10 protein-coding genes are annotated in these 12,270 nt (G+C 58.9%); 3 read left to right on the top strand and 7 right to left on the bottom strand.

Going from position 1 to position 12,270, the window contains the following annotated elements; all coding sequences use genetic code 11:
* Positions 1-11: 11 nt before the first annotated feature.
* The 4 genes from glgB to EXN68_RS19685 form a co-directional block, all read right to left on the bottom strand.
* Positions 12-2,219: a 1,4-alpha-glucan branching protein GlgB gene (glgB, locus tag EXN68_RS19705; protein ID WP_142842468.1), complete on the bottom strand. Its 2,208-nt coding sequence runs from the start codon at positions 2,217-2,219 to the stop codon at positions 12-14.
* Positions 2,219-4,681 (bottom strand): glycogen/starch/alpha-glucan phosphorylase, encoded by a 2,463-nt coding sequence (locus EXN68_RS19700; RefSeq protein ID WP_142842467.1) that lies wholly within the window; start codon positions 4,679-4,681, stop codon positions 2,219-2,221. Before EXN68_RS19700 ends, glgB begins: the two co-directional genes overlap by 1 nt.
* A 441-nt stretch (positions 4,682-5,122) precedes the next feature.
* The gene (locus EXN68_RS19690) at positions 5,123-5,893 is read right to left on the bottom strand and encodes a class II glutamine amidotransferase (RefSeq protein ID WP_142842466.1); all 771 of its coding nucleotides are present in this window, start codon (positions 5,891-5,893) and stop codon (positions 5,123-5,125) included.
* Complete coding sequence (locus tag EXN68_RS19685; RefSeq protein WP_142842465.1) at positions 5,894-6,607, bottom strand: aspartate/glutamate racemase family protein; 714 nt, start codon at positions 6,605-6,607, stop codon at positions 5,894-5,896.
* Positions 6,608-6,774: 167 nt separating this feature from the next.
* Here EXN68_RS19685 and EXN68_RS19680 point away from each other — a divergent pair, with 167 nt between their 5' ends.
* Positions 6,775-7,236 carry an Lrp/AsnC family transcriptional regulator gene (locus EXN68_RS19680; protein WP_142842464.1) on the top strand — a complete coding sequence of 154 codons (462 nt, stop codon included), beginning with the start codon at positions 6,775-6,777 and terminating at the stop codon, positions 7,234-7,236.
* Positions 7,237-7,253: 17 nt separating this feature from the next.
* Here EXN68_RS19680 and EXN68_RS19675 read toward each other — a convergent pair whose 3' ends face one another.
* From EXN68_RS19675 to EXN68_RS19665, 3 genes are all read right to left on the bottom strand, one after another.
* Entirely contained in the window at positions 7,254-8,249 is a 996-nt protein-coding gene (locus EXN68_RS19675; RefSeq protein ID WP_142842463.1) for an aldose 1-epimerase, read from the bottom strand.
* Between the two features lie 158 nt (positions 8,250-8,407).
* Complete coding sequence (locus tag EXN68_RS19670) at positions 8,408-9,301, bottom strand: NAD(P)-dependent oxidoreductase (protein ID WP_142842612.1); 894 nt, start codon at positions 9,299-9,301, stop codon at positions 8,408-8,410.
* 87 nt (positions 9,302-9,388) lie between these two features.
* Positions 9,389-10,144 (bottom strand): SDR family oxidoreductase, encoded by a 756-nt coding sequence (locus tag EXN68_RS19665; protein ID WP_142842462.1) that lies wholly within the window; start codon positions 10,142-10,144, stop codon positions 9,389-9,391.
* 218 nt (positions 10,145-10,362) lie between these two features.
* Here EXN68_RS19665 and EXN68_RS19660 point away from each other — a divergent pair, with 218 nt between their 5' ends.
* Together EXN68_RS19660 and EXN68_RS19655 are read left to right on the top strand one after the other, a co-directional pair.
* Positions 10,363-11,394, top strand: coding sequence for an L-idonate 5-dehydrogenase (locus EXN68_RS19660; RefSeq protein WP_142842461.1), 1,032 nt, complete (start codon positions 10,363-10,365; stop codon positions 11,392-11,394).
* Between the two features lie 282 nt (positions 11,395-11,676).
* Positions 11,677-12,255 (top strand): GbsR/MarR family transcriptional regulator, encoded by a 579-nt coding sequence (locus tag EXN68_RS19655; protein WP_142842460.1) that lies wholly within the window; start codon positions 11,677-11,679, stop codon positions 12,253-12,255.
* The last annotated feature ends 15 nt before the right edge of the window (positions 12,256-12,270 follow it).

Genomic DNA, 12,270 nt, shown 5'->3' with positions numbered 1-12,270 from the left:
CTCTCTGTCTGTCAGTTTTCCGGCTCAAGCATGATCGTCGCCAGGGGCGGCAGGACGAGCATCGCCCCGATTTCTCCGCCGGCATCGACAGCCTGAACGCGTCCGCCATTTCCCTTGCCGCTGCCGCCATAGATTTCGGCATCGGTGTTGAGAATCTCCCGCCACCGCCCGGCCTGGGGCAGCGGCACATAATAACTTTCCCGGTAGACCGGGGTGAGATTGCAGATGACTGCCACCGGTTTTTCACCGGGCGCCATGCGCAACCAGGCGAAGACGGAATTGTCGTGGTCGTCGACCACCAGCCAGCGGAAACCTTCCGGCTCGCAGTCGCGGGCGTGCAAAGCGGGTTTTGAACGATAGGTGAGGTTAAGGTCACGCACGAGGCGGCGCATGCCCTCATGCATGGGATATTGGCGCAGATTCCAGTCGAGCGATTTTTTTTCGCTCCACTCGCTCCATTGCGCGAATTCCTGGCCCATGAACAGCAGCTTCTTACCGGGATAACCCCACATGAAACCGTAATAGGACCGCAGGTTGGCGAATTTCTGCCAGTCGTCGCCCGCCATTTTGGCAATCAGCGATCCCTTGCCGTGCACCACCTCGTCATGGGAAAGCGGCAACACGAAATTTTCGGTGAAGGCGTAAAGCAGACCGAAGGTCAGTTCCTGATGGTGGAACTTGCGATGCACCGGCTCACGCGAGAAGTAGCTCAGCGTGTCGTGCATGAAGCCCATGTTCCATTTGAAGCCGAAACCGAGGCCGCCTTCATGAACGGGCTGGGAGACTTTTGGCCAGGAGGTGGATTCTTCCGCAATGGTCATGACGCCGGGATGAGTGCCATAAACGAGCGAATTCATCTTCTGCAGGAAGCGGACGGATTCGAGGTTTTCACGCCCGCCATATTCGTTGGGAATCCACTCGCCTTCCTTGCGGGAATAATCGAGATAAAGCATCGAGGCGACCGCATCGACACGCAGGCCGTCAAGATGGAATTTTTCGGCCCAATAAAGCGCATTGTTGATGAGGTAGGACATCACCTCAACACGGCCGAAATTATAGATGGCCGTGTTCCAGTCGGGATGAAAACCCTGACGTGGATCGGCGTGCTCATAAAGCGCCGTGCCGTCAAACCAGCGAAGCCCGTGCTCGTCAGTCGGGAAATGCGCCGGCACCCAGTCGAGGATGACGCCGATGCCGACCTTGTGAGCGCCGTTGACGAACCGCGCGAAACCTTCCGGATCACCGAAACGGGCGGTCGGGGCATAAAGGCCGGTCGTCTGGTAACCCCAGGAAGGGTCATAGGGGTGTTCGGTAATCGGCAGGAACTCGATATGAGTGAAGCCCATATCGGTGCAATAGGGAATGAGCTGCGCGGCCAGTTCATCCCAGCTGAGGAAGGTGCCGTCCTCGCGGCGCTGCCAGGAACCGGCGTGAACCTCATAAATGCTGATCGGCTGGCGGCGCTGATCCACCTGCGCCCAATGTTCGCGGTGAGCCTGATCTTCCCATTTCTGAGCCAGTTCCGGTGCCGTGACAGAGGCGTTTTTCGGCCGCAACTCGCCGCGTCGGGCATAAGGGTCGGCCTTTAGCGGCAGGAGCTCGCCATTGGCACCGAGAATTTCGAATTTGTAAGCGCAACCGGCATAGACGTCAGGCGCGAAGATTTCCCAGATGCCGGTATCCTTGCGGAAACGCATGACATGCCGGCGTCCATCCCAATTGTTGAAATCTCCGACTACAGAAACGCGCCGCGCATTGGGTGCCCAGACGGCGAAGTGGAAACCCTCGACGCCCTCGAGCTTCAGAGGATGCGCGCCCATCTTGTCAAAGAGCCGCAGATGCGAGCCTTCACGGACGAAATAATCGTCCATGGGTCCAAGAACCGGGCCGAAGCTGTAGGGGTCGGTCACCGCCCATTCGGCATCGTCGCGGCCGGCGCGGTAACGCACCGGCTGGCGCGATGCAAGCTCGACCGGACCTTCGAAAAAACCTTCCGGATCGAGCCGCTTTAGTTCGCCGATGAAATTTCCGTCCAATGTCAGCACGGACACTTCCTCGGCGCCCGGGATGAAACAGCGGGCGGAAAACCCTTCCGGCGTTTCGTGAACGCCGAGAAGGGCAAAGGGATTGGAGTGCAAACCGCTCTTGATCGCCTCGATTTCAGCCTTCGTGATTTCGCCAGTCTTTTTCTCTTCGGCCGAATTGAGCGGTTTTTTCATCAGGCTCTCCAGATCTCGGTGGCATATTGCCGGATCGTCCTGTCGGACGAGAACCAGCCCATACGCGCCGTGTTGCGCACTGTTTTGGTGTTCCAGCTATCCTGATCGCTCCAGATCGCATCCACCTTGCGCTGCGCGTCGGCATAGGCGTCGAAGTCGGCGGCGACCATGAACCAGTCGCTATTGTATATACCGTCGATAAGGCCGGCAAAACGCGAGCGGTCATCGGGCGAGAACACGCCTGACGCAATGGACGACAGTGCCTGCGACAATTCCGCTGACTGTTCGATGATCGCACGGGGATTGTGACCTTCGGCCCGCGCCTTTGCGACTTCTTCCGCCGTCATGCCGAAGATGACGATGTTGTCAGCGCCGACATGTTCGAGCATTTCGACATTTGCGCCATCGAGCGTGCCGATGGTGAGCGCGCCGTTCAATGCGAATTTCATGTTGCCGGTGCCGGATGCTTCCATGCCGGCGGTCGAAATCTGTTCCGATAGATCGGCGGCGGGAACCATGATTTCCGCAAGCGACACATTATAGTTCGGAATAAACACCACTTTCAGAAGCCCGCGCACGGCCGGATCGTTGTTGATGACCCGGGCAATATCATTGGCAAGCTTTATGATCAGCTTCGCGTTGTGATAACTCGGCGCCGCCTTGCCTGCGAAGAACTTAACGCGTGGTACCCATTCCAGTTCCGGGTGGGAACGGATCTGGTCGTAAAGCGCCACGGTTTCCACGAGGTTCAAAAGCTGGCGCTTATATTCGTGGATGCGCTTGATCTGGATGTCGAACATGGCTGAAGGATCGACACGGATACCCATGCGCTGCGCCACAGTATTGGCAAGCCGTACCTTGTTCAGACGCTTCACTTCGGCGAATTTTTCGCGGAAACCGGCATCGTCGGCAAAGCGGTCAAGCGCGGTGAGCTTTTCCGCATCGTCAAGGAAGTCGTCGCCGATCGCTTCGCGCACCAGCCCTGTCAGGCCGGGATTGCATTGCATCAGCCAGCGGCGTGGCGTGATGCCGTTGGTCTTGTTGTTGATACGATCGGGGTAGAGGCCATGCAGGTCGGCAAACACCGTTTCCTTCATCAATTCGGTATGAAGGGCAGAAACGCCGTTGATCGAATGCGAGCCGATGAAGGCGAGGTTGCCCATGCGCACGCGACGTTCGCCGCCTTCGTCAATGAGAGAGATCGAACGGATCTGCTGATCCGCCATCTTCTTTTCCTTGCGGGCATAGACCAGCGTATTGGCGTTGATCGCATAAACGATCTGCATATGTCTTGGAAGAAGACGCTCAAGCAGTGGCACCGGCCAGCTTTCCAGCGCTTCAGGCAGAAGCGTGTGATTGGTGTAGGAGAAAGTCCCCTGCGTGATCTTCCAGGCGTCATCGAATTCGAGGCCATGCACGTCGCACAGCAGGCGCATCATTTCGCAGATGGAGATGGCCGGATGTGTGTCGTTGAGCTGGATCGAAACCTTGTCCGGCAGCGAAGTGAAATCAGGATATTGCTGCAGATGGCGGCGCAGAATGTCCTGCAGCGAGGCGGAGGAGAAGAAGAACTCCTGCCGCAGGCGCAGTTCCTGGCCGGCCGGCGTCGCGTCCGCAGGGTAGAGAACCCGCGTCAGGCTTTCCGCCTTGTTGCTCTCGCGCAATGCGCCGATGTGATCGCCGGCATTGAAGGCGGCGAGCAGAATGGGGTCGATCGGCTGTGCCGACCACAGGCGCAGCGTGTTGACGCGGGTGCCGCGCCAGCCGACGACCGGTGTGTCGTAAGCCATGGCGATGACGCGTTCGGCCGGTTTCCAGACGAAACGCTGCGGGTCTTCATAGCCGCCGATGGTCTCCACCGATCCGCCGAAGCCGATCTCATAGGAGCTTTCGCGGCGCTCGAATTCCCAAGGGTTGCCGTGTGCCAGCCAGGTCTCCGGCAGTTCCACCTGCCAGCCATCCGCCATCTGCTGGCGGAAGAGGCCGTGCACGTAACGAATGCCGTAACCATAGGCGGGAATGTCGACGGTCGCCATGGATTCCATGAAGCAGGCGGCGAGACGACCAAGGCCGCCATTGCCGAGTGCGGCATCCGGCTCCAGCCCGGCGATAACGTCGAGATCGACACCGAGCGAGGACAGCGCGTCGCGGATTTCGTGCATCAGGCCGATATTGGAAATGGCGTCGCGCATCAGGCGGCCGATCAGGAATTCCAGCGACAGATAATAAACGCGCTTGGAATTGTTGGCATAGGCCTTGCGGGTGGATTCCATCCACTTGTCGATGATGCGGTCGCGAACGACGAGAATGGTTGCGGTCAGCCAGTCATGCGGCTTGGCTACCTTGACGTCCTTGCCGATACGGTAAGTCAGTCGCTCGATGATTTCCGCTGCCATGATTTCCGGGTTGGAACTGCGCGGGGCGGGGCGGGGAAGATCGGCGGCGTTGAGATTATTGATCATTGGTCGGTCAGCACCTTGGTGGGAGGAGAGGGTCTGAGAGGTTGATCCGTGTTGCCTTTGCTGATGCCAGTTTATGCATCGATATGGAGGCGTGGCAACAGCAATTTTCGCGGAAAGTTGGAGGGCTTAATATTATGAAAAATAAGACTTTTCCTTCAGCATCCCGAGGACCGCCAAAGGCATTGCGCGCTCTTTATGCGCCGTTCTTGAACGGGTTTGCGTGGTCGTTGCGATGCGGGGCATCGTTCAAAAAAGGGAGAGAGGCTGCAATACTTTCTGAAGTGGTTCACCGGTCCTGAAATCTGTTTCGGTCTATCGGATCACACACTAGCCTTCGCGGCCTGGAAAATTCAATGAAAATAAACGAGGCGGCGTCGTGACCGCTCCCGCTCTGGGTGGCAAGCGCGGAAAAAAGGCCCGGATCGTTGCAAAAACCGATATTTACGTCGGGAAAAAAGGTTCCGTCGTCATCTCGCCGGCGCGGATCGTCACGCGCGTATTCGGCGGAACAGCGCACCACGGGGTGCAATCGAAGGAAAAGGGTTCCGAACTCAGTGCAATTCCCTCATCCAGCCCACGCCAGTAAAGCGTCGGTGGCTTGTCATCGCTGGACCAGCGGAAAGCATGCAGGCAATCACCATCCATCAGCACGGCACTGAACCGCAGCGCTGAGGAAACGCCGGCTGCGAGCATCTTTTCCTGACAGAGGCGCAGGGCGGTAGAAATGGCGCGGATGGGGTCTGTGACAAGGCCGTGGCCGGCGGCGATCAGGAAGATCGCTTCGCTGTCGCCGGTGCCGCGTCGCGACGCATAGATATCGTCGGGTATGAGAGAATCGATATCGCGCCTGATCTGCTCGTAACCGCCGATCTGGCCGTTATGCATGAACAGATATTGCCCATGGGCAAAGGGGTGGCAATTGGCGCGGGAAACCTCGCCTGACGTGGCGGAGCGGACATGGGCCATGAACATGCCCGAGCGGAGCTGATGGCAAAGTGCCGCCAGATTGGCGTCGGACCAGGCGGGTCTGGTGTCGCGAAACACGCCGGGCGTGCCGCGCTCGCCATACCACCCAAGGCCGCAACCATCGCCATTAACGACGGTCTTTGCTTCCCGTGCGGCCATGGACTGGCTGACCAGTGATGCTTCCGGCTCGATCAGCAGACTGTCGAGCCAGACCGGTTTACCGGAATAGGCAAAGAGGCGACACATTCATGCGGCTCTATTGAAGGCCTTGTTTCCGAGCGCGAAACCGACGGCGGCCTTCGCGTGAATGGCGGTCGAATCATAACCCGGCAGCGGCAAAGCGTCGGGGTTAATCAGCAGCGAAATTTCAGTGCAGCCGAGAATGACGGAATCGACACCCAGTGCACGGGCCTTCTCGATGACCGTGAGATAACGCTCGCGCGAGCAGGACTTGATCTCGCCCTGGCAGAGTTCACCGAAGATGATGTCGTGGATCGCGGCCCGGTCTTCCGCATCGGGCACAACCACATCAACACCGTGGCGGCGCATGCGGTCGGTGTAGAAGCCATGTTCCATCGTGTAGCGGGTGGCGAGCAGCAGCGGCTTGCGGCGGCCATCGGCTTTCAGGGCTGCAGCGGTCTCGTCGATAATGTTGATGAGGGCGACGCCCGACATCTTCTCAACGGTTTCTGCGACGAGGTGCATGGTGTTGGTGCAGATCAGCACACAATCGGCGCCGGCATTGGCAAGGCGCGCACCGGCGGCGCCCAAAAGCGCACCGGCTTCATCCCAGCGATCGGCCTTCTGCAGGGCGACGACTTCGGAAAAATCGAGCGAATGCATGACGATATCGGCCGAGACCAGCCCGCCGCGGCTGTCGCGCACGGCCTCGTTGATCATGCGGTAATAGGTTGCGGTGGATTCCCAGCTCATGCCGCCGATCAGACCGATGCGTTTCATAAGAGTTCCCTTATCAAGTTTGATTGAAGACAAGAATGCCATTGCAAGGACGAAAACGGCATGCGTTTTTTTAGAGATTTAAATGCGCGCATGCAAACAGAGGGCGTCTGATAGGTTTGGCGTGCAAATTTCTTGCGCCATTGCGTTAACCAGTGCATTCTTTGGCGATGATTGATGATCGTGATCGCCGAATCCTTGCGATTCTCCAGGAGAATGCCGAAACGCCGCTTGCCGATATAGCGGAGGAGGTTTCGCTGTCGTTATCCGCCTGCTCGCGGCGCGTCACGCGCCTGCGTGCGGAAGGTTATGTGACGGGCACGATGGCGCTGCTCGACCGGCGAAAGATCAACCTGCCGACCACGGTTTTCCTGCTGGTGAGAACCGGCCTGCATGCGGAAGACTGGCTGGACCAGTTCCATGCCGCCGTCAGCACCATACCTGAAATCGTCGAGGTTCACCGGCTGACCGGCAATTTCGATTATATTCTGAAGCTGGTGCTGCCGAATGTCGAATATTACGACACGGTCTATAAACAGATCCTGCGCCGCGTTCAGCTCTACGATATGTCCGCATATATCTCCATGGAGACGGTGAAGCTGTCGTCGTCACTGCCGACGACGCATATCTGAGGATCATTGGTGCCTTATCAGCGCGCCGCCTCGAAGCGGACGCCGAAACGGAAACTGCGGGTCTCGCCCGGTTGAAGTGTCACTGCTGCCGCCAGCTCCGGCTGGTTGAAGGCATTGGTGGGCATCTCCACCGGTTCGAGCGCGATGGATTTTCGCCTGTCGCGGGCCAGCGTGTCGCCGGTGAAGACATGCATGTGGCCACGCTCCTGCCATACCGTCAGGCTCGAACCATCGAGCCTGTTTTCGATCCGGGTCTCGTAAAGTCCGTTTTCGGATGCGATCAGGTCGGTGAAGCAGACATCCACCACATGGCCTGCCACAGGCGCATAGAGAAAACGAGTATCGTCCCGTTTGACTATTCCTGTCCGTGAATCGCGCAGGGGAATCAAATCATCGTCCGTTTCGATCGCCGTTCGCGAAGGAAGGGTGAGAAGGAGATCGTCGATGGACGCGATGCCAGGCAGGCGGAAATAGGGATGCCAGCCGGCTGCGAAGGGCAAAGGCCTATCGCCGTGATTGATGCCACGTATATCGATACTAACCGCATGGCCGGCAAAGCGATATTCCACCTCGATGGCAAGCCGATAGGGATAGCCGCTGAAATCGGTCGGTGATATTTCGCTGCGGAAAATAAGCACGTGCGCGCCATTTTCCTCGAAAGATTGTTCGAGAGCAAAGGGCAGGGCTCTGGCAAATCCGTGGAAGACGAGGGCCTCGTGGGCAAGAACCGGCTTGATGTGGTGCATCTCCCCGCCGAAGTCATAGCGGCCGTTGGGAATGCGGTTGGTGAAGGGCGCAAGAATGCCGTTTCTCACGCCGTTCTGTGATTGCATCTCCGCCGGCGTCAAATAGCCGTCGACAAGGTTTTCGCCATCGCCATCGCTGTTGCCACCGTCGGTAAGCCGCGGCCGCCAGCTCAGAAGCGTAGCGCCCTCATAAGCGATCTCGGCGCTGAAGCCCTTGCCGGAAACGGTAACAGCGGTAATCCCCGTGCCTGTCGCGGAGGTGGTCATCGGGAAATTGTCCTCTGTATGCATATGTTTGCGATCATCGGGAAGACTGTCCCGATTCGCAGATCATCTTCGCTGTGCCGATATTTCGCAATGGCTGGAAAAGGTCGCAGCAAGAACGATCTCCGTTACGTCGAGGTTTGTTTCCCCTATGACGGAACTCAGTCCGGGAAGGTTCGTTTCGCGCCGCTGAAAAATTCCATCAGGGCGGCCTGATCCTCACCGCCCAGTCCCGCCGCCGTCAGCATGCGGTGCACCTCGGTGCAAAGTGCCGTCAAGGGCATGGCCGTGTTGGTGCGTCGGGCCAGATCCTGCGCGCCGTTCAGGTCTTTCACCATATTGTCGATGCGACCGGTGCGGCGATAGTCCTTGGCCACATAACGCGGCATATATTCCTGCAGGATGGCGCTATCGGCCCGGCCGCCCTTCAGCGCCTGCGGTATCTTGGCGGCATCGACGCCGGCATCGAGCGCAAGCTGCGTTGCTTCCGCCACGGCCAGGAAGTTCAGGCCGCAGAGAACCTGGTTGATGAGCTTGGTCGTCTGGCCTGCGCCGCAGGGTCCCATATGGGTAAAATTGCTGGCCACATCCTGCAGCACGCGATGGGCGTCGGCGACGTCCCTGTCACTGCCACCTGCCATCAGCGTCAACTGCCCGATGAGCGCCTTGGGCGCGCCGCCGGAGAGGGGACTATCCACCCAGCGCAGCCCCTTTTCTGCGGCTTCGGCCGCCAGTTCCTTTGTCGCCTCCGGATCGATGGAGGACATGTCGATGATCAGCGTGCCGGGCTTTGCGCCCGCCGCCACGCCATCCTTGCCGAAAACGGCGATACGGACGATTTTCGGTGAGTTGAGGCTGAGGATCACGACATCGGAGACGGATGCAGCTTCCGCAGCAGTGCTGGCGCTTTGCGCACCGAGGCTCGTCAGGGCCGCCACCTTCTCCGCATCCAGATCAAAAACCGTCAGTTGATTGCCGGTTTCGATCAGCCGTGTGCCGATCGCTCCGCCCATGGCGCCTGCGCCGATCAGGGCGACTTTGTTCTTCTCGGTCATGGTGTTCACGGCCTCCTCCCAAAGTGTCGTGGTGTCGTCGGTCCCATGCCGGATGGCGGCTGCTGCCCGCCATCCGGAATGATGTTTTTAAAGCGAGGCGGTGATGCCGCCATCGACGTAAAGAATATGGCCGTTCACGAAGGACGAGGCGTCGGATGACAGGAAAATGCAGGCGCCGACAAGCTCTTCGACCTTGCCCCAGCGACCGGCGGGCGTGCGCTTTTCAAGCCATGCGGAAAAGGTCTCGTCTGCGACCAGTGCCGCATTGAGCGGCGTGTCGAAGTAGCCCGGCGCGATGGCATTGCATTGCAGGCCGTATTTCGCCCAGTCCGTCGCCATGCCTTTCGTCAGATTGCCGACGGCACCCTTGGTTGCGGTGTAGGGCGCGATGCCGGGGCGGGCAAGAGCGGTCTGAACGCTGGCGATATTGATGATCTTGCCGCGTCCACGGGAAATCATGTGGCGTGCTGCCGCCTGTCCCGCGTGGAACACCGAGGCAATGTTGGTCTGCAAAAGACGCTCGAAGGCATCCGCCGGAAAATCCTCGAGCGGCGTGCGGTGCTGCATGCCGGCATTGTTGACCAGAATATCGATGGGGCCGACTTCGGCTTCGAAACGGTCGATGGCCTCGCGCACTGCGCCGTGGTCGGTGGCGTCGAAGGCAAGCGTTCTGGCGCCCTTGATGCCGGCTGCGGCAGCTTTCAGCTTGGCTTCGTCACGCCCGTTCAGCACCACTTCCGCGCCGGCTTCCGCAAGCCCTTGCGCCAGCGCGAAGCCGATGCCCTGGGACGAACCCGTGATCAGGGCGCGGCGGCCGGAAAGATCGAACAAATTAAGGCCCACTGTTTCCTCCAGTCTCTCGACATTGCATTTGTACAGGTTTATGTTATCGATAACATTCATCCCTTTCAGGTGTGGATGTCAAGGCTTAAACGCCCGGTTTCGGTACGAATCCGGCGCGGGAGGAGGCCGCAAGGCGGCTAAATGTGGTCTTGTGGCCGCGATCTGGATGCGGAAATTTTTACGCGCCGCAGTGGCGCGCGGTTGAACGGGAGTTGTTGATGAGAGCGATTGTCGCCCACGGGGTAAAGGATGTGCGCATTGAGGAGCGGCCGGAGGAAGCGCCGGGGCCGGGAGAAGTGCGGCTTCGTCTGGCCCGGGGCGGAATTTGCGGCAGCGATCTGCACTATTACAACCATGGTGGTTTTGGCGCGATACGGCTTCGCGAACCCATGGTGCTCGGCCATGAAGTCTCCGCCGTTATCGAGGAGCTCGGTGAAGGTGTTGAAGGCCTGAAGCTTGGCGGCCTGGTGGCGGTTTCGCCGTCCCGTCCGTGCCGAACCTGCCGTTTTTGTCAGGAAGGCCTGCACAACCAATGCCTCAATATGCACTTTTATGGCAGCGCCATGCCTTTCCCGCATATTCAGGGCGCTTTCCGCGAGGTTCTGGTGGCGGATGCCCTGCAATGCGTGCCGGCCGACGGCCTGAGCACCGGTGAGGCGGCCATGGCGGAACCGCTGGCGGTGACGCTGCATGCCACCCGCCGCGCCGGTGATTTGCTGGGAAAACGCGTTTTGGTGACGGGTTGCGGCCCCATCGGCATTCTCTCCATCCTCGCTGCGCGCCGGGCGGGTGCTGCCGAAATCGTCGCGACCGACCTTTCCGATTTCACGCTCGCCAAGGCGCGCGAAGCGGGTGCGGATCGTGTCATCAACAGCAAGGATGAGCCCGATGCGCTTGCCGCTTATGGCGCGAACAAGGGTACTTTCGACGTTCTCTATGAATGCTCTGGCGCCGCCGTGGCGCTTGCCGGCGGCATCGCGGCACTGCGGCCGCGCGGTATCATCGTCCAGCTCGGGCTGGGTGGCGATATGAGCCTGCCGATGATGGCGATTACCGCCAAGGAACTCGATCTGCGCGGCTCCTTCCGCTTCCACGAGGAATTCGCCACCGGCGTCGAGCTGATGCGCAAGGGCCTGATCGACGTCAAGCCATTCATCACCCAGACCGTCGATCTAGATGACGCCATCTCGGCCTTCGAATTCGCCTCCGACCGCAGTCGGGCGATGAAAGTCCAGATCGCTTTTTCCTAAGTGCTTCCGCATATTTGTACGACCCTAACCGGCGGTGGCTAGTTCCACCGCCGGTTTTTTATCGAGAGATTTCAGCCTCAGCAGACTCTCATTGATGTTATCGGTATCATAAATTATCTGCGAAAGGTTTCCTGGTCCTCCCGGCCTATCCGGCCCAGCATCTGCTGACGTATCGCCAGTCGAGCTGCACATTTTGACGCAGGTCAAAAAGGTGATTTGCCGCCCGTCATTTTTTGCGTTATCGAAATTTCAGAAATTACTGAAAATTCAGGAAACAAAGAAATGCCGACCAGCCTGCCACCACTCGTTCAGTCCTTCGTGCTGCATTTTGGCGAGATGGGCAGCCGCTGGGGCATCAACCGCACCGTCGGCCAAGTCTATGCTTTGCTTTACATATCGCCGCAGCCGCTTTGCGCCGATGACATTGTTGAGGCGCTTGGCATTTCCCGTTCCAATGTCTCGATGAGCCTGAAGGAGCTTCAGGCGTGGAACCTTGCAATTCTCAAGCATTTTCCCGGCGACAGGCGCGATTTTTTCACGACGCCGGAGGATGTCTGGCAAATTCTCCGTACCCTTGCCGAAGAGCGCAAGAAGCGCGAAATTGATCCCACGCTGAGCGTATTGCGCGAAATTCTGATGGAGACGCCGGAGAACGAAGATGAGCGGCATGCGCAAAAGCGCATCGATGAGATGAAGACACTGATCGAGCAGCTCACCGGCTGGTATGACGATGTGAAGCGGCTGGAGACGGAAAGGCTGGCCTCCCTTCTGGCGCTCGGCTCAAAGGTCACGAAGCTGCTGGAGGCGAAGGACAAGATCGTCTCTCTTGCAAGACCCCGCGGCGCGAAAAAGGACAGGTGAGGAGATCGGTCATGA

Origin of the sequence: Martinezella rhizogenes (assembly GCF_007002745.1) — a bacterium.
Lineage (GTDB): Bacteria > Pseudomonadota > Alphaproteobacteria > Rhizobiales > Rhizobiaceae > Agrobacterium > Agrobacterium cucumeris.
Note: the sequence above shows the minus strand (reverse complement) of the source record. Positions and strands in the feature narration are given on the sequence as shown.